This window comes from Streptomyces sp. NPDC050423, assembly GCF_040655445.1.
GTDB lineage: Bacteria > Actinomycetota > Actinomycetes > Streptomycetales > Streptomycetaceae > Streptomyces.
Genome location: NZ_JBFAJY010000008.1, coordinates 46,600 through 68,562 on the forward strand (window position 1 = coordinate 46,600; position 21,963 = coordinate 68,562).

Genomic DNA, 21,963 nt, shown 5'->3' on the forward strand with positions numbered 1-21,963 from the left:
ATGGCCACCCCTGTCACCGCTGTCGCCCATCGCGGCGATCCGTACCGTGTCCGCGAGAACACCCTCCCCTCGATCCGCTCCGCCCTCGAACGGGGGGCGGACGCGGTCGAGATCGACGTCCGGGTCACCCGCGACGGCGTGCCGGTCCTGCTGCACGACGCCACTCTGGAGCGGCTGTGGGGTCATGACCTGCGGCTGGACCGGCTCACCCGGCAGGAGCTGACCGAGCTGACGGCAGGTGGCGTGCCGACCCTGCGCGAGGCGCTGCTCGCCGTGGGGGCGCACCGCGTCATGATCGATCTGCCGGGCTCCACGGAGGACTCGGTGCGCAGGACCGTCGCGACGGTCCGGGAGTGCGGGGTCGGTGAGCGGGCCTACTACTGCGCGGGCCCGGAGACGATGCTGCGGGTACGGGCCGCCGACCCGTCCGCCGAGATCGCGATGACCTGGACGACCCACGCGCCGCCGCGGGCGGCCCTGCTGGAGGCGGTGCGTCCGCGCTGGCTGAACTACCGGTTCGGCCTGGTGAGCCGGGAGCTGACGGACCGCAACCACCGGGACGGGCTGCTGGTCTCGGCCTGGACGGCGGACACCGGGCGCACCATGCGCCGGCTGCTCCGCCACGGCGTGGACTCCATCACCACCAACCGGATCGATGTGCTGCACACCGTGATCGCCGGCTCCGCGGGCGACGCCTCCCCTTGATCGGTCCGGCATCATGGACACACCTCATCGTCCCGATGCCAGGCCAGGCGCCAGAGGAGCAGACGTGTTCGACCCCCGCAGCAACTCCTCATCCGCCCGCGTCCGTTCCGACGTCGCCCACAACGCCCGGGTCTGGAACTACTGGCTCGGCGGCCGGGACCACTTCCCGGTGGACCGGGCCGTCGGCGACCGGGTCACCGCCATGTATCCGAGCATCGGCGCGGTGGCGCGGGCCGACCGGGCGTTCCTGGGCCGGGCGGTGCGGTATCTGGCCGGTGACGCGGGCATCGGCCAGTTCCTGGACATCGGTACCGGTCTGCCGACCGCGGAGAACACCCATGAGGTCGCCCAGCACACCGCGCCCGACGCCCGTGTCGTGTACGTCGACAACGACCCGATCGTCCTGGCGCACGCCCGCTCGCTGCTCACCAGCTCGCCGGAGGGCGCGACCGAGTACATCGACGCGGACGCCCGCCACCCCGAGGAGATCCTGCGGGCGGCCCGGCCGACGCTCGACCTGGAGCGGCCGGTCGCGGTCATGCTCCTGGGCATCCTCAGCTTCGTCCTGGACACGGACGAGGCGCTGCGCATCGTGCGGCGGCTGATGGACGCGGTGCCGTCGGGCAGCTATCTGGTCCTCACCCATCCCACGCTGGAGCTGGGCGGTGAGGGCAACGAGGCGGCGATGCGGTTCTGGAACGAGAACGCCACGCCCCCGATCACCGCGCGCACCCGCTTCGAGTTCGCCGCGTTCCTGAGCGGGATGGACCTGGTGGAGCCGGGGATCGTCTCGTGCGCCCGCTGGCGGCCGGCGCCCGGCGGCGGTCCCGAGGTGGCCCAGTTCGGCGCGGTGGCGCGGAAGCGCTGACGTCCCGGCCTGGGTGCACGGGATGCCGTCGGGCCGCCCGGATCGGGGCGGAGCGTGGATTAATCGGGGCCGGTCTTGTGATCGGTGGTGGAGGCGGACTCCGCCTCGGCGGAGCTGAGAGCAAGGGTGGCGCCTGCCGCGGCCGCCGCCCTCCGACGAAACGGGACCACGCGCATTCCGCGTGGTGCCGTTGAACCTCAGCTGCGCCCGGAGAAAGCCCTTGTCACAAACGCCCTGGGCAGGGCCTCACAGGCCGACGATGGAGTTCCACTTCTTGGCGAACTCAGTGCGCTCCTCGGACGTGATGTCGCGGGCGATGGCGAGCCGTTTACGCATGGCGTCGTCGGGGAAGATCAGCGGGTCCTCGGCGAGTGCGGCGGTCTCCTCGTCCTTGGAGGAGGCCAGTACGTCGCGGGCGGCCGGGACCGGGCAGACGTAGTTGACCCAGGTCGCCAGTTCGGCGGCGACCTCGGGCTCGTAGTAGTAGTCGACGAGCTTCTCCGCGTTGCGCTTGTGGTGGGCGAGGTTGGGGATCATGAGTGATTCCGCCCAGAGCTCGGCCCCCTCCTCGGGCACCACGAACTCGATCTCCGGGTTGTCCGCCTGGAGCTGGATGACATCGCCCGAGTAGGCCTGGCAGGCGAGCACATCGCCGGTGGAGAGGTCCTTGATGTAGTCGTTGCCGGTGAAGCGGCGGATGTGCTTCGTCTTCACCAGCTTCTCCACCTGGTCGCAGATGTCGTAGAAGTCGTCGCGCTTCCAGCGGGTGATGTCGACGCCGTTGCCCTGCATGAGCAGGGCGAAGGACTCGTCGAGCCCGGAGAGCAGCGTCACCTTGCCGCGCAGGTCGTGTGCCCACAGGTCGCTCAGGTGCCTGATCTCGCGGCCGAGCCTCTTGCGGTTGTACGCGATGCCGGTGATCCCGGACTGCCAGGGCACGCTGTGGGTGCGGCCCTTGTCGAAGGCGGGCGAGCGCAGCTGCGGATCGAGGTACTTCGCCACATTGGGCTGCTTGGCCCGGTCCATCTCCTGGACCCAGCCGAGCCGGACGAACCGGGCGGCCATCCAGTCACTGATGACGATGAGGTCGCGCCCGGTCTGCTGGTGGTTCATCAGCGCGGGGCTGATCTTCCCGAAGAACTCGTCGTTGTCGTTGATCTCCTCGGTGTACGTGACGGAGATCCCGGTGCGTTTGCTGAACGCGTCCAGAGTGGGCCGCTTCGACTGGTTCTTGTCATCGGTGTCGATGTAGAGCGGCCAGTTGGCGAAGTGCAGGGTGTGGTCGTCGGCGGAGGAGTCGCGTCCGGCGCGGTCACCGGGCTTCACATAGGCGGCGGGCACTCCGCAGCCGGCCAGCGTGGCACCGGCTGCCCCCGCCCCGAGGGCGCGGAGCAGGGACCGGCGGGACATGGGGTTCTTCGGGATTGCTCGCACCTGCGCAGGATGCCGGTCAGCGGGTGCCCCGGGCAATGGACCAACCGTCCAGCGGTGGCGGCCCACCGCGCACACCCTGTCGATGCCGGGCGGGTCCGGGGGCACGGATGCGGCCCCGGGCAGGAGCCCGGGGCCGCATCCGTACGGGTCGCCGCGGCGGTCAGCCGTCGAGCGAGGTCATGACGTGCTTGATCCGGGTGTAGTCCTCGAAGCCGTAGGCGGAGAGGTCCTTGCCGTAGCCGGACTTCTTGAATCCGCCGTGCGGCATCTCGGCGACGAGCGGGATGTGGGTGTTGATCCACACACAGCCGAAGTCGAGGTTCTTGGACATCCGCATGGCGCGGCCGTGGTCCTTGGTCCACACCGAGGAGGCCAGGGCGTACTCGACGCCGTTCGCCCACTCCAGCGCCTGTGCCTCGTCCCTGAACGACTGGACGGTGATGACCGGGCCGAAGACCTCGTGCTGGATGATCTCGTCGTCCTGCTTGAGGCCGGAGACGACGGTGGGGGCGTAGAAGTAGCCCTTCTCGCCGACCCGGTGGCCGCCCGCCTCGACCCTGGCGTGGGCGGGGAGCCGCTCGATGAAGCCGCTGACCTGGGCGAGCTGATTGGCGTTGTTGAGCGGACCGTAGAGCACGTCCTCGTCGTCCGGCTGCCCGGTCTTCGTGTCGGCCGCCGCCTTGGCCAGCGCGGTGACGAACTCGTCGTGGATGGACTCCTGGACCAGGACGCGCGTCGCGGCCGTGCAGTCCTGCCCGGCGTTGAAGTAGCCGGCGACCGAGATGTCCTCGACGGCCTTGGCGATGTCGGTGTCCTCGAACACGACGACCGGCGCCTTGCCGCCGAGCTCCAGGTGGACCCGCTTGACGTCCTTCGCTGCGGACTCGGCGACCTGCATGCCGGCCCGTACCGAACCGGTGATGGAGGCCATCGCCGGGGTCTTGTGCTCCACCATCGCGCGGCCGGTGTCCCGGTCGCCGCAGATGACGTTGAAGACGCCCTTGGGCACGATCTGCCCGATGATCTCGGCGATCAGCACGGTGGACGCCGGGGTGGTGTCGGACGGCTTGATGACGACGGTGTTGCCCGCGGCGAGCGCCGGGGCGAACTTCCAGACGGCCATCATCATCGGGTAGTTCCACGGCGCGACCTGGGCGCAGACGCCGACCGGTTCGCGGCGGACGATGGAGGTGAGCCCCTCCATGTACTCCCCGGCCGAACGGCCCTCCAGCAGCCGGGCGGCACCCGCGAAGAAGCGGATCTGGTCGACCATCGGCGGGATTTCCTCGGTGCGGGTGAGCCCGACCGGCTTGCCGGTGTTCTCGGACTCGGCCGCGATGAGGTCCTCGGCGCGCTCCTCGAAGGCGTCCGCGATCTTCAACAGGGCGCGCTGCCGTTCGGCGGGGGTGGCATCGCGCCAGGCGGGGAAGGCCGCCGCGGCGGCGTCCATGGCGGCATCGACGTCGGCACCGCCGGAGAGCGGTGAGGTCGCGTAGACCTCTTCCGTCACCGGGTTGACCACGTCGATGGTCCGCCCGTCGGCGGCGTCACGGAACTCTCCGTTGATGTAGTTGCGCAGACGGCGCACCTCGGTGGTCACAGCCGGCCCTCCTGCTCTGAAGTCCAATGGGTGAGACGCCCAGCGTAGTCGCTCAGGTAACGCTTTCGACATACCCAACCGCCGCGAACTTCGGATTCAGTGCTATTCAAGCCCCTCAACAACGAATTTCATCGATCGAGGGTTGCCAGACAGACGAGTCCCGGTGCACAGTGACTCCGTGGCCAGTCGCAGCGCAGACTCCAGGACCGGGAACGGATCGTCCTCAACGGTCGATGCCGTGTCCCTCGCGATCATCGAACAGCTCCAGGAGGACGGGCGTCGTCCGTACGCCGCGATCGGCAAGGCCGTCGGCCTCTCCGAGGCGGCCGTGCGGCAGCGCGTCCAGAAGCTGCTCGACCAGGGCGTGATGCAGATCGTCGCCGTCACCGACCCGCTCACCGTGGGATTCAGACGGCAGGCGATGGTCGGGATCAATGTCGACGGCGACCTCGATCCCGTCGCGGAGGCCCTGTCGGCCATGACCGAGTGCGAGTACGTGGTGATGACCGCGGGCTCCTTCGACCTGATGGTGGAGATCGTCTGCGAGGACGACGACCACCTGCTGGAGACGATCAGCAAACGCATCCGGGCCATTCCCGGTGTGCGCTCCACCGAGAGCTTCGTCTACCTCAAGCTCAAGAAGCAGACCTATATGTGGGGAACCCGATAGCCGTGAGCAAGGACCTCAGCCGGACCGCGTACGACCACCTGTGGATGCACTTCACCCGCATGTCGGACTACGAGAACGCTCCCGTTCCCACCATCGTGCGTGGCGAGGGCACCTACATCTTCGACGACCAGGGCAAGCGCTACCTCGACGGCCTGTCCGGCCTGTTCGTGGTGAACGCCGGCCACGGCCGTCACGAGCTCGCCGAGGCGGCGTACAAGCAGGCGCAGGAGCTGGCCTTCTTCCCGGTGTGGTCCTACGCCCACCCGAAGGCCGTCGAGCTGGCCGAGCGCCTCGCCGACTACGCCCCGGGTGACCTCAACAAGGTCTTCTTCACCACCGGTGGCGGCGAGGCCGTCGAGACCGCGTGGAAGCTGGCGAAGCAGTACTTCAAGCTCACGGGCAAGCCGACCAAGTACAAGGTCATCTCGCGTGCGGTCGCCTACCACGGGACCCCGCAGGGCGCCCTGTCCATCACCGGTCTGCCGGCCCTCAAGGCCCCCTTCGAGCCGCTGGTCCCCGGCGCGCACAAGGTGCCGAACACCAACATCTACCGCGCCCCGCTCTTCGGCGACGACCCGGTGGCCTTCGGCCGCTGGGCCGCCGACCAGATCGAGCAGGAGATCCTCTTCGAGGGCGCGGACACCGTCGCCGCCGTCTTCCTGGAGCCCGTGCAGAACGCGGGCGGCTGCTTCCCGCCCCCGCCCGGCTACTTCCAGCGCGTCCGCGAGATCTGCGACAAGTACGACGTGCTGCTCGTCTCCGACGAGGTCATCTGCGCCTTCGGCCGGCTCGGTACGATGTTCGCCTGCGACAAGTTCGACTACGTGCCGGACATGATCACCTGCGCCAAGGGCATGACCTCGGGCTACTCGCCGATCGGTGCCTGCATCATCTCGGACAAGCTCGCCGAGCCGTTCTACGAGGGCGACAACACCTTCCTGCACGGCTACACCTTCGGCGGCCACCCGGTCTCCGCGGCGGTCGGCCTCGCCAACCTCGACATCTTCGAGCGGGAAGGCCTCAACCAGCACGTCCTCGCCAACGAGAACGCGTTCTTGACCACGCTGCAGAAGCTGCACGACCTGCCGATCGTCGGCGACGTCCGCGGCAACGGCTTCTTCTACGGCATCGAGCTGGTGAAGGACAAGGTCACCAAGGAGACGTTCACCGACGAGGAGACCGAGCGCGTCCTGTACGGCTTCCTCTCCAAGGCGCTGTACGACAACGGCCTGTACTGCCGGGCCGACGACCGCGGCGACCCGGTCGTCCAGCTCGCCCCGCCGCTGATCTCCGACCAGTCCACGTTCGACGAGATCGAGTCCATCCTGCGGTCCGTGCTGACGGAGGCCTGGACGAAGCTCTGACCGACGGCCCGGCCCGGCTGATCGACCGAGCTCGGCTTGACCACCGCTTGACCGTCACCCGACGGCCCTCCAGCGGTCATTTCATACGGTCCACGCGGCCCGGATGCGCCCAATCGAGTGGGAAGAGGCGCACCCGGGCCGCGTGCTGTGCGCACACCGCGGTCCGAATCCTTACGGTGCCGAGTGACCGATCGGCCCCCTCTTCGTTCCCCCGTACGGGGGAACGGGATATCTGATCTGAACCGAGGTGTACGCCATGGTGGCCCCGCCGGACAACGACGTGATCTGGGCGCGCTCCCTGCACCACTCCCACAACGGCTCACCCGCGCTCGGCGGGGTTTCCCTGGGGATCCGCGACGGCGAGATCCTCGCCGTGACCGGCCCGCGCGGCAGCGGCAAGACCACGCTGCTGCACTGCCTGTCCGGCCAACTGGTGCCCACCCAGGGGGAGGTGTGGTTCAACAGCGTCCCCGTCCACACCATGGGACCCCGGCTGCGCGAACGGCTGCGCCGCGACAAGTTCGGCTGGATCGCCCCCGAGCCCCAGCTCGTCCCTGAGCTGACCACCTGGGAGAACACCGCCCTCCCGCTGCTGCTGCGCGGCGTCTCGCACCGGGAGGCCAAGAAGTCCGCCATGGAGTGGCTGGAGCGCCTCGACATCGGCGGGTGCGCCAGGAAGCGGCCGCACACCCTCCAGCAGAGCCAGCGGCAGCGGATCGCGGTGGCCCGCGCGCTGGCCACCGCCCCCGCGGTGATCTTCGCCGACGAGCCGACCGCGACCCTCCACCGCACCGACCGCACCCATGTGCTGCGCACCCTGACGAGCGCGGCCCGCTCGCACGGCATCACGGTGGTCCTCGCCACGCACGACGCGGAGATCGCCGCCCTCGCCGACCGTGCGGTGCCGCTGCTGGACGGGCGCCGGGTCGCCACGGTCGCCCTGCCGGCCGCAACCGACACGGAGGGCCGCGCGGCGTGCTCGCTCTCCGTCTAGCCCGCGGTTCCCATCCACTGGTCCTGATGCGGCGGCTGCTGGTCGCGGCCGCCTCCGCCGGGGTCGGCTTCCTCCTGCTGTGCACCCTGGGCTACGCCTCCGGGCACCCGGCGCACTCCACCGGTTCCGTGCTGCGCCTGCTGTGGTGCCTCGTACCGCTGGCGGCCACCGTGCAGTTCGCGGTAGCGGTCGCCCGGACCGACCCGAGCACCCGCCCGCGCGCCGGGCTGTCCGCCGTCGGCCTCGGGCCGGTCCGGCTCAGTGTGCTGGCCGCCGTCTCCACCGCGGTCTCGTGCACCCTCGGCTCCGTGGTGGCGCTGCTCTTCTTCCTCCATCTGCGCGGCGACCTGTCGGGGCTGCCGTTCGACGGCGCGGCGGCCGGGCTGCTGGGCGCGGAGGCGTCGCTGCCGCTGGCCGCCGTCCTGGTCCTGCTGACCCTGGTGCCCGCGGCGGCGGCGACGGCGAGCGCGCTGGCGCTGCGCACCAGGCCGGTGCGGGCGGCGGGCATGCAGGACGGTTCGCAGGACCTGCTGCCCGAGGAGCAGGCCCCGGCCCCGGCCGCCCCGCCGACCGGGCTGCCGTGGGGCGTGGCCCTGACGGCCGCCGGTCTCGCGGTCGAGGCGTACGCGAGCCGCGGTTCGTCGGGCAGCCCGTTCCCGCTCCCCGGAAAGCTCGACTCCACTCCGGTCTGGGTCCTGGTGGGGTGGACGCTGACGGCGGTCGGCCTGGCCACGGCCGGCCCCGGGCTGACCCATCTCGCCGGTCGGCTGCTCCAGGCGGTGCGCCCCGGAGCCGTACGCCTGCTGGCCGGGCGGGTGCTGATGGACGAGGCACGCCGGCTCGGCCGGCCGCTGGGCGTCGTCAGCGCGGTGCTGTCGGCCGTCATCGCCGCGTTCGCGCTGTACGGGACGGGTCCCCGGCCCTTCGGACCGCTCACCGCGCTCGGCGCCGTGCTCGTCATCGGCTGCACGACGGCGACGCTGCTGACCTCGGCGCTGGAGGCGAAGCAGGCCCGCGCGGAAACAGCGCGGGCACTGCTGCGGCTCGGCGCCCCGGCCTCGGCGCTGCGGGCCGCGACGGCGCTGCGCGCGGCCGCGCTGCTCCTCGTCTTCGCCCCGCTGACCTGGGCGATCGCCGAGCTGGCCGCTCTTCCGCTGACGCCCTGAGCGGCTGAGCGGCTGAGCGGCTGAGCGGCTGAGCGACCGGACAGACGGCCGCCATGGGGGGCGCCTGCCCGTCGGTCCCTAGCATGAGGCCGTGGAGAACCCGGACGAGACCGCGTCCGCGGGCCCGGCCGCGTGCGCCGTACGGCGCAGGGCTGCCTCGTGGGGGACGTCGCCGACCAGCAGGCAGGAGGGTCGTTCCCGGCACCGCCCGTCGGACCGCGGGCAGCGCCCGGACCGGCGTGTCCCTGCCCTTGCGCGGGACGAGCCGCGCGGCGCAGAGGATCACCCGCCGGTCGTCCAGCCCGTAGCGGCGCCGGACGGCGCTCTCACCGGGGCGGGCCCGGAAGGCGTCGGCGTCCAGCGGGCAGGACGACGCTCTCCGACGCGTCGAAGGTGACGCCGACCCGCGCGCCCTCCTCCGGTGTGGCGCGCAGTGCGCACTCGGCGTCCAGGGCCGGGCCGTGGTCGGGGTTCAGTGTGACGGCGACGTGGTTGCCGCGGAAGGTGCGGGCGCCCACCGTGCAGCTCAGGCCGTCCTCCGGGGCGCCGATCCGGACTCCGGCCGGACGTACCAGCAGATCGCAGGCCCCCTGCGGCGATCCCGCGGGCACCGGCACCTTGCCCCAGTCCGTGTCGGCGGCCTCGCCGGTGACCGTCGCCTCCACCACGTTGTCGAAGCCGAGGAAGCGGGCGACGAAGGCCGATGCGGGACGCTGCCAGACCTCCAGGGGGGTTCCCACCTGGGCGATGCGTCCGTCACGCATCACGACGACGCGGTCGGCCAGCGCGAAGGCCTCGCCCTGGTCGTGGGTGACCGCGAGCACGGTCGTGCCCAACCGGCCGAACAGTGTGCGCAGTTCGACGACGAGGCGTTCGCGCAGGCTGCGGTCCAGCTGACCGAGGGGTTCGTCCAGCATCAGCAGCTTGGGCCGGGGGGCGAGCGCCCGCGCGAGGGCGACGCGCTGCTGTTCGCCGCCGGACAGCGCGGCGACGGCCCGCCGTTCGGCGCCGGGCAGCCCCACCAGATCGAGGAGTTCGGCGACCTTGCGGTCCTGCTCGCTCCGGCTCACGCCGTGCATCCGCAGCCCGAAAGCGACGTTGGCGCCGACGTCGCGGTGCGGGAACAACTGGTGGTCCTGGAACATCAGGCCGAGCCCGCGCCGGTGCACCGGCACCCCGGCCTGGTCCGCTCCGTCGAGCAGTACCCGCCCGCCGTCCGGATGCTGGAGTCCGGCGACCACTCGCAGCAGTGTCGACTTTCCGCTGCCGCTCGGCCCCAGCACGCAGACGATCTCGTGCTCGGCGACCTTCAGGTCCACCGCGTCCAACGCCGGCCGGTCGCCGAAGCGCACGGTGGCCGATTCGAGTGTCAGCATCCCTAGAACTCCCCGGATCGATCGGTGCGGATACGTTCGAGCAGCAGCAGGGACACCGCGCACACGAGCATCAGAATGGTGCTGAGTGCCATCGCCTGGCCGTAGTTGAGCTCCCCGGACCGCCCCAGCAGCCTTGCCACGGCGACCGGGAGCGTCGGGTTGTCGGGCCGTGCGATGAACACCGTGGCGCCGAACTCTCCGAGCGACACGGCGAACGCGAAGCCCGCCGCGACCAGCAGCGCCCGGCGCACCAGCGGCAGATCCACCTCGCGCCAGGCCCGCAGCGGCGAGGCGCCGAGCACCGCGGCTGCCTCGCGCAGCCGCCCGTCCACCGCGCGCAGGACGGGCAGCATGGTCCGTACGACGAACGGCACCCCGACCAGTGCCTGGGCCAGCGGCACCAGGATCCAGGAGGTCCGCAGATCGAGCGGCGGCTTGTCCAGGGTGATCAGGAATCCGAAGCCGACGGTGACGGCGGAGACCCCGAGGGGCAGCATCAGAAGGGCGTCGAAACCCCTGACCAGCCGGCCGGCCCGCCTGGTCAGAGCCGCCGCGGCCAGGCCCCCGACGACCAGTGCGATGACGGTCGCGACCAGCGCGTAGCGCAGCGAGTTCCCGATCGCTTCGAGAGGGGCGACCAGGAACGTACCGCTGTTCGCGTCCGCCGATGCCAGCGCCCGGTAGTAGTCGAGACCGTGGCCGCCGGACACGTCGAGCGAGCGCTCCACCAGTACGCCGAGCGGCAGCAGGATCAGTACCAGCACGGTCAGCAGGACGCCCCCGAGCAGCGCCCACTGGCCCGCGCCGCGCGGCCTGCGGGCGGTCTGTGCCGGGTCGACCAGCTTCAGCGCGGTCTCCCTGCGCCGTACGGTCCAGGCGTGCACGGCGAGGATGGCACCGACCGCGGCGAACTGCACGAGCGTCAGCACGGCGGCCGTGGGCAGGGCGAGCAGCTGTGCGGTCTGGCGGTAGATCTCCACCTCCAGCGTGGAGAATCCTGGGCCGCCGAGGATCTGGACGACACCGAAGGAGGTGAAGGTGAAGAGGAAGACCATCAGCGCCGCGGCGGCCACGGCGGGGCCGAGCGCCGGGAGCGTGACCCGCCGCCAGGCGGCGAACCGTCCGGCACCGAGGACGCGAGCGGCCTCCTCCTGCCGCGGGTCGAGCTGCGACCACAGTCCGCCGACGGTGCGCACGACGACCGCGTAGTTGAAGAAGACGTGGGCCAGCAGGATCGCCCACACCGTGGTGTCGAGCCGTACGCCCCACAGCTCGTCGAGGAAGCCGCCGCGCCCCAGCAACGCGAGGAACGCGGTGCCCACGACGACGGTCGGCAGGACGAACGGCACCGTGACGATCGCCCGCAGCAGTTGCTTGCCCGGGAAGTCGAACCGGGCGAACACATAGGCGCCCGGCAGGGCGATCAACAGGGTCAGCGCGGTCGAGGCGAGCGCCTGCCACAGGGTGAACCAGAGGACATCCAGGATGTCCGGCCGGCTCAGCACCTCACCGAACCGGCCGAACTGCCAGACACCGTCGGCTTTGAGTCCCCGCCCGACGATCGCCGCGACGGGGTAGGCGAAGAACACCGCGAAGAAGGCGACGGGCACGGCCATCAGACCGAGCCGCACCGCGCTCCCGCGCCGTGACCGGGTGCGTGCGGCCTTCCCGCGCGCGCCCGGTCCGCGTACGGGAGTCCTCGCTACTTCACTACGAGCGAGGACCATGACTGGACCCACTGCTCACGGTTCTTGGCGATGGTGTCCGGGGCGACGGTCGCCGGCTTGTCCGCGGTGGCCCCGAACTCCGTGAAGAGTTCCGGCACCTTCGCGCCCTTGGTGACCGGGCTGACGAACATGTTGAGCGGCATGTCCTCCTGGAACTTCTTTCCGATCAGGAAGTCCAGCAGGGCCTTGCCGCCCGCCTCGTTCTTCGCGCCGTCGAGCAGACCGGCGAACTCGATCTGCCGGAAGCATGTCCCGGTGGCGACCCCGGTCGGGGCCGACTTGGGCTGCGGGTCCGCGTACAGCACCTCGACGGGCGGGCTGGAGGCGTAACTGACGACGAGCGGACGGTCGGCCTTGGCCTTCCTGCCGCCCGCGGAGCCGGAGAACTCCTCGTTGTACGCCTGCTCCCAGCCGTCGACGACCTTGACGCCGTTGCTCTTCAGCTTCTTCCAGTAGTCCTGGTAGCCGTCCTCGCCGTAGGTGGCGACGGTGCCGAGGAGGAAGCCGAGACCGGGCGAGGAGGTCGCGGCGTTCTCGGTGACGAGGAGGTTCTTGTACGCGGGCTTCGCCAGGTCGTCGAAGGACTTCGGCGGCGCGAGCTTCTTGTCGGCGAAGTACTTCTTGTCGTAGTTGACGCAGATGTCGCCGGTGTCGACCGGAGTGACCCGGTGCTTTCCGGCATCCAACTGGACGTCGGACGCCACCTGGCCGAGGCCCTTGGCCGCGTACGGCGTGAAGAGACCGTTGTCGAGGGCCCGCGACAGCAGGGTGTTGTCGACGCCGAAGAACACGTCACCGCGCGGCGATCCCTTGGTCAGGATCTCCTGGTTGAGGGCGGCGCCCGCATCCCCGCTCTTCAGCACCTTGACCGTGTATCCGGTCTCCCGGGTGAACTCCTTCAGTACGCCCTTGGACGCGTTGAAGGAGTCGTGGCTGACGAGGGTGACGGTCTTGGATCCGGTGCCCTTGGTGCCGGCGGAGCCGGACGACGAGTCGTCGGAGCCACCGCAGCCGGCGAGCGCGGTCGCGCCGATCGCGGCGGCGACGGCCGACACCGCGATCTTCTTGGTTGTGCTCATGTGATTCCTCCTGGGGGTGACCAGGAAGAGACGCGGCCCTGCCCGCGCCCGGAACGAACCGGAAGCGGGCAGGGCGCAACAGCTTGAGTAAGGTCCGAACTTCCTACCCGGAATGACCCGGGCGAGGTTCAGAGGGTCTGCGGCCAACCTGTCCTTGGTGCCGCACTCTCAGCGCTGTGGCGCTCCCCTGTCGGAATATGAAGTTGGATGCACGCCCAGGCTACACGGCCGGTTTCGGCCTCAGCGCTCGGATGCCGCCAGCTGCCCGCAGGCGCCGTCGATCTCCTGGCCCCGGGTGTCCCGGACGGTCACCGGCACCCCGTGGGCGGCGATGGCCTCGACGAACGCCTTCTCGTCCTCGGGCCGCGAGGCGGTCCACTTCGAGCCGGGCGTCGGGTTCAGCGGGATCAGGTTGACGTGTACCCGCTTGCCCTTGAGGAGCCGGCCCAGCCGGTCGCCCCGCCAGGCCTGGTCGTTGATGTCACGGATCAGCGCGTACTCGATGGAGATACGGCGACCGGACTTCTCCGCGTACTCCCAGGCCGCGTCCAGTACCTCGCGCACCTTCCACCGGGTGTTCACCGGTACGAGGGTGTCGCGCAGCTCGTCGTCCGGGGCGTGCAGCGAGACCGCGAGACGGCACTTGAAGCCCTCGTCGGCGAAGCGCAGCATCGCCGGCACCAGGCCGACGGTCGAGACGGTGATCCCGCGCTGCGACAGCCCCAGCCCGTCGGGCTCGGGGTCGGTCAGCCGGCGGATGGACCCGACCACCCGCTTGTAGTTGGCGAGCGGCTCGCCCATGCCCATGAAGACGATGTTGGAGAGCCGCGCCGGGCCCCCGGGGACCTCGCCGTCGCGCAGGGCCCGCATGCCGTCCACGATCTGGTGGACGATCTCCGCCGTGGAGAGGTTGCGGTCGAGACCGGCCTGCCCGGTGGCGCAGAACGGGCAGTTCATCCCGCATCCCGCCTGCGAGGAGATACACATCGTGACGCGCTCGGGGTAGCGCATCAGGACGGACTCGACCAGCGTGCCGTCGTGCAGCTTCCACAGCGTCTTGCGGGTGGTGTCGTCGTCGCAGCTGATGTGCCGGACCACGGACATCAGGTCGGGGAACAACGCCTCGGCGAGCTTGCCCCGCGACGCGGCCGGAATGTTGTTCCACTCCGACGGGTCGTGCGCGTACCGCGCGAAGTAGTGCTGCGAGAGCTGCTGGGCGCGGAAGGGCTTCTCGCCGGTCGCGGCGACTGCTTCCTTGCGCTCGGCGGGCGTGAGGTCGGCGAGGTGCCGCGGCGGCCTCTTGGCTCCGCGGGGCGCGACGAAAGTGAGTTCTCCGGGCTTAGGCATGGTTCATCCAGTGTCGCAGACAGAACAGTGAGGGCCCGCCGCCCTGTGGACAACGGACCCTCACTCGTGAAGACGCAGGTCAGAAGGGGTGATCTGGCAGTCGCTCAGCCCGAGCCGACGAAAAGCACCATCAGCAGCCAGACCACCGGCGCGGTCGGCAGCAGGGAGTCCAGCCGGTCCATGATGCCGCCGTGTCCGGGGAGCAGCGTGCCCATGTCCTTGATTCCGAGGTCCCGCTTGATCATGGACTCGCCCAGGTCACCGAGGGTGGCGCTGGCGGCGACCGCGAGGCCGAGCAGCAGGCCCTGCCACCAGGAGCCGTCGTCGATCAGGAACTCCATGCACAGCGCACCGGCCACCATCGCGAAGGCCACGGCTCCGAAGAGGCCCTCGCGGGTCTTCCCGGGGCTGATCCGCGGTGCGAGCTTGTGCTTGCCGAACCGCCAGCCGACGGCGTACGCGCCGGTATCGCTGACCACGGTCAGCAGCAGGAAGGTCAGTACCCGCTGCGGCCCGTCGGACGCGGTCAGGAGCATGGCGACGAAGGTGGCCAGGAACGGTACGTAGAACGCGGCGAAAACGCCGGCCGTGACGTCCTTGAGGTAGCCCTCCGGCGGCTCGGCCATCCGCCAGACGAGCACCGCGAGGGCGGTCAGCGCCATGGCCGCCCAGGCGCCTTCGGCGCCTCGCGCGTAACCGGCCACGACCATGGCCGCGCCACCGACCGCGAGAGGGACGAGCGGCGCCTTGATGCCCTTGCGCTCCTCCAGCCGGGAGGTGAGCTCCCAGAGGCCCACGACGACGGCGACCGCGATCACACCGACGAAGACGGCCTTGACGATGAAGAGCGAGGCGACGACGACGGCACCCAGCCCCACGCCGACCCCTATGGCGGCTCCGAGATCACGGCCCGCACGTTTCTTCTGCGGGGGTGGCGGCGCGGTGGACATGGGCTCCTGCGGCTTCTCGTCGCGGAACAAGGGGCCGCCGCTCAGGCGTGCGGCCCCCTGGTCCCGGTCATCACGGTCGTCAGCGTCTCTACCTGCGTCGGGAACGTCCGGCACAATGGGCATGGGCCGAGTGTGCTGGGCGTTATGCACATCGTATGCAGGACCCGCCGGAGCGGCCCGCATCTCGGGAGCGGCCCAGTGGCCGGCGCCCTGCGGGGCGCCCCGGGAAGAGTCGTTCATCAGACTTCGAGCAGCTCGGCTTCCTTGTGCTTCAGCAGCTCGTCCACCTGCGCGACGTACTTCGCGGTGGTGTCGTCGAGCTCCTTCTCGGCGCGACGTACCTCGTCCTCGCCGGACTCCTTGTCCTTGACCAGCTTGTCGAGGATCTCCTTGGCCTTGCGGCGGACCGCGCGGATCGAGATCTTGGAGTCCTCGGCCTTGGTCTTCGCGACCTTGATGTAGTCGCGACGGCGCTCTTCGGTGAGGTCGGGGAAGTTCACCCGGATGATATTGCCGTCGTTGCTCGGGTTGACGCCGAGGTCGGAGTCGCGGATGGCCTGCTCGATGTTGCGCAGCGCGGTCTTGTCGAACGGCGTCACGACGGCCATACGGGGCTCGGGCACCGAGAACGAGGCCAGCTGGTTGATCGGGGTCAGCGCGCCGTAGTAGTCGGCGACGATCTTGTTGAACATCGCCGGGTGCGCACGGCCGGTGCGGATCGCGGCGAAGTCCTCTTTCGCGACCACGACGGCCTTCTCCATCTTCTCCTCGGCCTCGAGGAGGGTTTCTTCGATCACCACGTGCTCCTGCGTGTCTTGAGTGGGCCCGGCATGCTCGGGCCCGGCGGGTCCTGCGTCGCGTCCTCACCTGCACGGTGTCCGACCGGCAGGCCGTTGTCCATCCTTCGGGCCCCTAACGCGGGCCCCGGGAACACACCGGGTCCCCCCGGTTCGGTCCCCCGGTTCTCAGGCCCGGGTGCCCTGGTCACTCACGAGCGAACCGATCTTCTCACCCTTGACGGCGCGGGCGATATTGCCCGCCGTCGTCAGCTCGAAGACGAGGATCGGCAGCTGGTTGTCACGGCAGAGCGTGATGGCGGTGGCGTCGGCGACCTTGAGATCGCGGGCGAGCACCTCGCTGTACTCCAGCGCGTCGAACTTCACCGCTGCGGGGTTGGTCTTCGGGTCGGAGTCGTAGACCCCGTCCACACCGTTCTTGCCCATCAGCAGCGCCTCGGCGTCGATCTCCAGGGCGCGCTGGGCCGCGGTGGTGTCGGTGGAGAAGTACGGCATGCCCATACCGGCGCCGAAGATGACGACACGGCCCTTCTCCAGGTGCCGTACGGCGCGCAGCGGGATGTACGGCTCCGCGACCTGGCCCATGGTGATGGCGGTCTGGACGCGGGAGTCGATGCCCTCCTTCTCCAGGAAGTCCTGGAGCGCGAGGCAGTTCATGACGGTGCCGAGCATGCCCATGTAGTCGGACCGGGCCCGGTCCATGCCGCGCTGCTGGAGCTCGGCGCCGCGGAAGAAGTTGCCGCCGCCGATGACGATCGCGATCTCCGCACCGTCCCGGACGACCGCCGCGATCTCGCGTGCGATGGCGTGCACGACGTCGGGGTCGACGCCGAGACCTCCGCCACCGGCGAACGCCTCTCCGGACAGCTTCAGCATGAAGCGTCCGGCCACCTTGCCGTCGTCGCGCCTGTGGTCACCTGTTGCGGCGTCCGCGCCCTTGTTCATGGAGATTCTCCTCGTGCACATACGAAGAAAGCCATTGCCGGTGGGTCCGATGTCCCTCAGCGGCAATGGCCTCCTCGTCAGATCTGCGGTCGTACGGCGGTGTGCGGCCGTCGACTGCACCAGACCCTATCGGGGTCCACCGTTTTTCGCGGACGGACTCAGATGCCGACCTTGATGCGCGAGAAGCGCTTCAGGCTGACACCGGCCTCGTCCAGGACCTTCTGGACGGACTTCTTGCTGTCCTTGGCGAAGGCCTGCTCGACGACGACGACGTCCTTGAAGAAGCCGTTGACGCGACCCTCGACGATCTTCGGGAGGGCGGCCTCGGGCTTGCCCTCCTCACGCGAGGTGGCCTCGGCGACGCGGCGCTCGTTCTCGACCGTCTCGGCCGGGACCTCGTCGCGGCTGAGGTACTTCGGGGCGAAGGCAGCGATGTGCTGCGCGACGTCCTTGGCAACCACTGCGGCTGCCTCGTCCGAGGCGGTCCCCTTGTCGAGATCGACGAGCACGCCGACCTGCGGCGGGAGGTCGGGCATCGTGCGGTGCATGTACGCAGCCACGTAACCGCCGGTGAACTGCGCGAAGCGGTCCAGGACGATCTTCTCGCCGAGAGTGGCGTTGGCCTCGTCGACGTACGCCTGAACCGTCTTGCCGGCCTCGATCTCGGAGGCGAGCAGCGTGGCCAGGTCGGCCGGGGAGGTGGCGGCGACGTGCGCGGCCAGCGCGTTGGCGACGGCCTGGAACTTCTCGCCCTTGGCGACGAAGTCCGTCTCGCACTTCAGCTCGAGCAGGACGCCGGAGGTCTTGTCCTCGGAGATGAGGGAGACGACGGCGCCGTTCTCGGCAGAACGGCCCTCGCGCTTGGCGACGCCCTTCTGGCCCTTGATACGAAGGGCCTCGACGGCACCATCGACGCTGCCATCGGCCTCGTCGAGCGCCTTCTTGCAGTCCATCATGCCGGCGCCGGTGAGCTCACGGAGCTTCTTGACGTCAGCGGCGGTGTAGTTCGCCATGAGTCTGTATTTCTCTCTCGAAGTCTGAAAGATCTACGGGTGAACGGCGGGGGCGGTGCTTGTGGCACCGGCCCCCGCCGTCGTCAGCCGTGACGGGTGTCAGGCCTGCTCGCCGTCCGCGGCCGGAGCCTCGGCGGCGGGGGCCTCGACGGCCGGCGTCTCGGTGACGGGCGCCTCGGCAGCGGGAGCCTCGGCAGCGACCTCGGCCTCAGCCTCGGCCGGCGTCTCGGCGGCGTCCGCGACCTTCTCGGTCTCGGCGGAGGTCTGGACCTCGGCGTCGGCCTTCTTGTCACCCTCGAGCAGGTCGCGCTCCCACTCGGCGAGGGGCTCGCCGGCGGCCTTCTCGCCCGGCTTCGAGTCGCCGGTCGCAGCGCCGGAGCGGGCGATGAGGCCCTCGGCGACGGCGTCGGCGATCACGCGGGTGAGCAGGGTGACGGAGCGGATCGCGTCGTCGTTGCCCGGAATCTTGTAGTCGACCTCGTCGGGGTCGCAGTTGGTGTCCAGGATCGCGACGACCGGGATGTGGAGCTTGCGCGCCTCACCGACGGCGATGTGCTCCTTCTTGGTGTCGACGATCCAGACGGCGCTCGGCACCTTCTGCATCTCGCGGATACCACCGAGGGTCTTCTCCAGCTTGGCCTTCTCGCGAGAGAGAACCAGGAGCTCCTTCTTGGTGAGGCCGGAGGCGGCCACGTCCTCGAAGTCGATGAGCTCAAGCTCCTTCAGACGCTGAAGGCGCTTGTAGACGGTGGAGAAGTTGGTGAGCATGCCACCGAGCCAACGCTGGTTGACGTACGGCATGCCGACGCGCGTCGCCTGCTCGGCGATGGCCTCCTGGGCCTGCTTCTTCGTACCCACGAACATGATGGAGCCGCCGTGGGCGACGGTCTCCTTGACGAACTCGTAGGCGCGGTCGATGTACGACAGCGACTGGAGCAGGTCGATGATGTAAATGCCGTTGCGCTCCGTGAAGATGAAACGCTTCATCTTCGGGTTCCAACGACGGGTCTGGTGACCGAAGTGGACGCCGCTTTCCAGCAGCTCCCGCATCGTGACGACGGCCATGGCCGTACTCCTTGAGGTGCTCGGTTACCGCGACGGCAGGTTTGCTGTCGCGCCTGACGCCCCGACGCGCCGTGCCACGAGGGACCGAGGAGCGCGGCCATCTCCGTTGAGAGGGAGATGGCGGGGCGTGCGAAGTCGACCCGGTGACCCGGATCGCCACAAGAAGTGTACGGGACCCGTCGAGTGCCGGGTGACGGCGCTGTCCACAACCGGCCGGTACTCCACAGATCCGGTCCATGATCCCCGCGAACGGGCCCGCCGGGGGACGGTTGTGCCATGCGAAACACATCTGACCAGGGCGGATCCCGGGTCCGGACGGGAGGCCGCGGCTCACCGGGCGGCGAACCCGGGCGTCTGGCACGGGCGGCGTCGGCGGCAGCCGCCGCGGCGCTCCTCGCGATGGCGTGCTGCGGGACGGCCGCCCCGGCCGCGGGACAGCCGCCCGCACCCGTGACGCCACCGGCCCCGGTGGATCCGCCGGACCGAGGAGGCGTCTGGCCGCTGGCTGGGCGGCCCGTGGTCGTACGGGGGTGGGAGCCGCCCGCCACGGACTACGGGCGGGGGCACCGCGGGGTGGACCTCGGCGCCGGACCGGGAACGGCGGTGCTCGCGGCCGCCTCGGGCCGGGTCTCGTTCGCGGGCGGCGTCGCGGGACGGGGGGTGCTGGCGATCGAGCTCGCCGGGACGGGTGATCCGCCGCTGCGGACCACGTACGAGCCGGTGCGCCCCATGGTCGCCAAGGGGGACGAGGTCACCGCGGGGCAGGTGGTGGCGGTCATGGCGCCGGGGCCGTCCCACTGCACGTCGGGCTGTCTGCACTGGGGGCTGCGCCGCGTGGCGGCGTATCTGGACCCGCTGTCCCTGCTGCCGCCCTCGCTGCTGCGGCGCGGACCGTCCCGGCTGCTGCCGGTGACCGGCGTGCCCGAGCCCGCACCGACACCCGGCGGGGACCCGGTAGCGCCGGCCGACCGCGGGCAGGCCGGGCCCGCACCGCTGACGGGCGCAGCGTTGACGCGCCGGTGTCAGCCCTGCCCGCCGGGGGCGCCCCGGACACCGCAGAGGATCATGGCGACGGCGGTGTCCGCGATCACGTCCGGCTCCTCCGCCACGCTGAGTTCGATACGCCGCACCGCCGCGTCCACGGAGCCCTGCAGCAGCATGGCCGCCAGCCGGGGCTGCTCGTGGCCGAGGTCGCCGAGCGCCTCGACGATCATGGCGATCAGCCCGCCGTGGGCGGCACGGATCTTCTCCCGGGCGCCCGCATCCAGCTCGCTCGCGGAGATCGCGACGACGGCCCGGTGGCGCCGGTCCCCCACGAGATCGAGCTGCCGTCGCACGTACGCCTCGATCTTCTCCTCGGGCGTCTGCGCCCGCTCCATCGCGTTCTCCACCTCGGCCGCCCAGACGGGGAAGTCGACGGTGCAGAGTTCCTCCACGACGGCCGCGCGGGAGCGGAAGTACTCGTAGACGGAGGACCGGGCGAGGCCCGTGCGCTCGGCGAGGGCGGGGAAGGTCAATGCCTCCGTGCCTCCCTCGGACAGCAGGGAACGCGCTGCGTCCAGGAGGGCGCCGCGCTGCATGGTCCGGTGCTCGGCCACAGAGGCCGCTCGAATCCTGGGCACGCGTCCACTCTACGGCGACCGGTGCCCCGGAGGGGGCGGGCGGCCCCGATCGGTGGCCGGAGCAGACCTGGCCGGGGCTCCCTGGAGGTGTTCTCCGGCGGTGTTCCCGGTGGTGTCATCAGCGCCCGGCGTCGGCCAGTTTCACGCGCAGCTGCAGCACTGACTTGGTGTGGATCTGGCTGACCCGGCTCTCGGTGACCCCGAGGACGTTGCCGATCTCGGCGAGGGTGAGCCCCTCGTAGTAGTAGAGCGTGACGACCGTCTTCTCACGGTCCGGGAGGGTGTTGATCGCGCGGGCGAGCAGCCTCCTGAGCTCACGGCCCTCGGCCACTTCCACCGGATTGTCGGCGGCGGTGTCCTCAAGCGTGTCCATCAGGCTCAGCCGGTCGCCGCCCTCGCCGCCCACATGCAGCAGCTCTTCCAGGGCGACCACATTGGCCAGCGACAACTGGCTGAAAACCGCGTGCAGTTCCTCCAGCGCGATCTCCATCTCCGCCGCGACCTCCGCCTCCGACGGGGTACGCCGCAGCCGCGCCTCCAGCGTCGCGTAGGCGCGTTCCACCGCCCGCGCCTTCTGGCGAACGGAGCGGGGGATCCAGTCCAGCGCCCGGAGTTCGTCGATCATCGCGCCCCGGATGCGGGTGATCGCGTACGTCTCGAACTTGATCGCACGCTCGATGTCGAACTTCTCGATCGCGTCGATCAGCCCGAAGACCCCCGAGGAGACGAAGTCCGCCTGCTCGACGTTGGACGGCAGGCCGACGCTCACCCGGCCGGCGACGTACTTCACCAGAGGCGAGTAGTGCAGGATCAACTGCTCCCGCAGCCGCTCGTCGCCCGTGCTCTTGTACGAACGCCACAACTCGTCGAGCGAGGAGGGGGCGGGAGGGCGCACAGTGCCACGCGCAGCCGGTGGTACTGCCGCTCGGTCAGACCCGGAGGTGTGCTGGGGCATGTGGTGCCTTGAGCCGTTCTGCTGTGAAGTGCTGGGAGATTTACGTCTGGAGCGGGATTCTTGTGAGCGTAGCGTGACTGAAGTGTCGCGGTGCGCGCAGGATATGGGATCGGTGCTGTGTGCTTCCGGGAGAACGGACACGACACCGGACGCGGCGACGGACATGACCGCGCATGCGGACGAGGACATGGCCGGCCTCCGGGGCCGACGCGTCGCGCGCCGGCCCCGGAGGCGTTGCCGAACGATCCGCCGAGGTCATCGGCATCACCTTTTCACCCGAATGCCC

General features: G+C 70.2%; 19 protein-coding genes, 2 pseudogenes and 1 riboswitch. Of the genes and pseudogenes, 7 read left to right on the forward strand and 14 right to left on the reverse strand.

Going from position 1 to position 21,963, the window contains the following annotated elements:
- Together AB0I52_RS08570 and AB0I52_RS08575 are read left to right on the forward strand one after the other, a co-directional pair.
- Positions 1–705: a glycerophosphodiester phosphodiesterase gene (locus AB0I52_RS08570; RefSeq protein ID WP_363070268.1), complete on the forward strand. Its 705-nt coding sequence runs from the start codon at positions 1–3 to the stop codon at positions 703–705.
- Positions 706–718: 13 nt separating this feature from the next.
- Positions 719–1,573 (forward strand): SAM-dependent methyltransferase, encoded by an 855-nt coding sequence (locus tag AB0I52_RS08575; RefSeq protein WP_363070270.1) that lies wholly within the window; start codon positions 719–721, stop codon positions 1,571–1,573.
- 246 nt (positions 1,574–1,819) lie between these two features.
- Here AB0I52_RS08575 and AB0I52_RS08580 read toward each other — a convergent pair whose 3' ends face one another.
- On the reverse strand, positions 1,820–2,983 hold the full coding sequence (locus AB0I52_RS08580; RefSeq protein WP_363070465.1) for a spermidine/putrescine ABC transporter substrate-binding protein: 1,164 nt from the start codon (positions 2,981–2,983) through the stop codon (positions 1,820–1,822).
- Positions 2,984–3,167: 184 nt separating this feature from the next.
- Positions 3,168–4,607: a gamma-aminobutyraldehyde dehydrogenase gene (locus tag AB0I52_RS08585; RefSeq protein WP_363070272.1), complete on the reverse strand. Its 1,440-nt coding sequence runs from the start codon at positions 4,605–4,607 to the stop codon at positions 3,168–3,170.
- Between the two features lie 163 nt (positions 4,608–4,770).
- Here AB0I52_RS08585 and AB0I52_RS08590 point away from each other — a divergent pair, with 163 nt between their 5' ends.
- The 4 genes from AB0I52_RS08590 (at position 4,771) to AB0I52_RS08605 (ending at position 8,801) form a co-directional block, all read left to right on the forward strand.
- Positions 4,771–5,277: an Lrp/AsnC family transcriptional regulator gene (locus AB0I52_RS08590; RefSeq protein WP_363070274.1), complete on the forward strand. Its 507-nt coding sequence runs from the start codon at positions 4,771–4,773 to the stop codon at positions 5,275–5,277.
- Positions 5,262–6,641, forward strand: coding sequence for an aspartate aminotransferase family protein (locus AB0I52_RS08595; protein ID WP_363070276.1), 1,380 nt, complete (start codon positions 5,262–5,264; stop codon positions 6,639–6,641). Before AB0I52_RS08590 ends, AB0I52_RS08595 begins: the two co-directional genes overlap by 16 nt.
- 256 nt (positions 6,642–6,897) lie before the next feature.
- Entirely contained in the window at positions 6,898–7,635 is a 738-nt protein-coding gene (locus AB0I52_RS08600) for an ATP-binding cassette domain-containing protein (protein WP_363070278.1), read from the forward strand.
- Positions 7,617–8,801 carry a hypothetical protein gene (locus AB0I52_RS08605; RefSeq protein ID WP_363070279.1) on the forward strand — a complete coding sequence of 395 codons (1,185 nt, stop codon included), beginning with the start codon at positions 7,617–7,619 and terminating at the stop codon, positions 8,799–8,801. Before AB0I52_RS08600 ends, AB0I52_RS08605 begins: the two co-directional genes overlap by 19 nt.
- 108 nt (positions 8,802–8,909) lie before the next feature.
- Here the strand turns inward: AB0I52_RS08605 and AB0I52_RS08610 are convergent.
- From AB0I52_RS08610 to rpsB, 10 genes and pseudogenes are all read right to left on the reverse strand, one after another.
- Positions 8,910–9,126, reverse strand: a pseudogene (locus AB0I52_RS08610) (hypothetical protein); the annotation flags it as partial.
- Position 9,127: 1 nt separating this feature from the next.
- Positions 9,128–10,177 (reverse strand): ABC transporter ATP-binding protein, encoded by a 1,050-nt coding sequence (locus tag AB0I52_RS08615; RefSeq protein ID WP_363070281.1) that lies wholly within the window; start codon positions 10,175–10,177, stop codon positions 9,128–9,130.
- Positions 10,178–10,179: 2 nt separating this feature from the next.
- A complete protein-coding gene (locus AB0I52_RS08620; RefSeq protein WP_363070467.1) occupies positions 10,180–11,793 on the reverse strand; it encodes an iron ABC transporter permease in 1,614 nt (537 codons plus the stop codon).
- 86 nt (positions 11,794–11,879) lie between these two features.
- Positions 11,880–12,983 (reverse strand): thiamine ABC transporter substrate-binding protein, encoded by a 1,104-nt coding sequence (locus tag AB0I52_RS08625; RefSeq protein ID WP_363070283.1) that lies wholly within the window; start codon positions 12,981–12,983, stop codon positions 11,880–11,882.
- Positions 12,984–13,065: 82 nt separating this feature from the next.
- Positions 13,066–13,182, reverse strand: a riboswitch (TPP riboswitch).
- Positions 13,183–13,223: 41 nt separating this feature from the next.
- Positions 13,224–14,330, reverse strand: a complete 1,107-nt coding sequence (gene rlmN / locus AB0I52_RS08630) for a 23S rRNA (adenine(2503)-C(2))-methyltransferase RlmN (protein WP_363070285.1) — start codon at positions 14,328–14,330, stop codon at positions 13,224–13,226.
- A 104-nt stretch (positions 14,331–14,434) separates the two neighbouring features.
- A complete protein-coding gene (locus AB0I52_RS08635; RefSeq protein ID WP_363070287.1) occupies positions 14,435–15,520 on the reverse strand; it encodes a phosphatidate cytidylyltransferase in 1,086 nt (361 codons plus the stop codon).
- Entirely contained in the window at positions 15,520–16,077 is a 558-nt protein-coding gene (gene frr, locus AB0I52_RS08640) for a ribosome recycling factor (RefSeq protein WP_362966856.1), read from the reverse strand. Before frr ends, AB0I52_RS08635 begins: the two co-directional genes overlap by 1 nt.
- A 168-nt stretch (positions 16,078–16,245) precedes the next feature.
- A complete protein-coding gene (gene pyrH, locus AB0I52_RS08645; RefSeq protein ID WP_362966854.1) occupies positions 16,246–17,022 on the reverse strand; it encodes a UMP kinase in 777 nt (258 codons plus the stop codon).
- A 158-nt stretch (positions 17,023–17,180) separates the two neighbouring features.
- Positions 17,181–18,035: a translation elongation factor Ts gene (gene tsf / locus AB0I52_RS08650; protein WP_362966851.1), complete on the reverse strand. Its 855-nt coding sequence runs from the start codon at positions 18,033–18,035 to the stop codon at positions 17,181–17,183.
- A gap of 99 nt (positions 18,036–18,134) precedes the next feature.
- Positions 18,135–19,100, reverse strand: a complete 966-nt coding sequence (gene rpsB, locus AB0I52_RS08655; RefSeq protein ID WP_363070290.1) for a 30S ribosomal protein S2 — start codon at positions 19,098–19,100, stop codon at positions 18,135–18,137.
- A gap of 276 nt (positions 19,101–19,376) precedes the next feature.
- On the opposite strand from rpsB, the pseudogene AB0I52_RS08660 reads away from it, so the two are divergent.
- Positions 19,377–20,030: pseudogene (locus tag AB0I52_RS08660) on the forward strand (M23 family metallopeptidase); the annotation flags it as partial.
- Between the two features lie 92 nt (positions 20,031–20,122).
- Here the strand turns inward: AB0I52_RS08660 and AB0I52_RS08665 are convergent.
- Together AB0I52_RS08665 and whiG are read right to left on the reverse strand one after the other, a co-directional pair.
- The gene (locus AB0I52_RS08665; RefSeq protein WP_362966880.1) at positions 20,123–20,698 is read right to left on the reverse strand and encodes a helix-turn-helix domain-containing protein; all 576 of its coding nucleotides are present in this window, start codon (positions 20,696–20,698) and stop codon (positions 20,123–20,125) included.
- Positions 20,699–20,840: 142 nt separating this feature from the next.
- Positions 20,841–21,677 (reverse strand): RNA polymerase sigma factor WhiG, encoded by an 837-nt coding sequence (gene whiG / locus AB0I52_RS08670; protein ID WP_363070292.1) that lies wholly within the window; start codon positions 21,675–21,677, stop codon positions 20,841–20,843.
- Between the last annotated feature and the right edge of the window lie 286 nt (positions 21,678–21,963).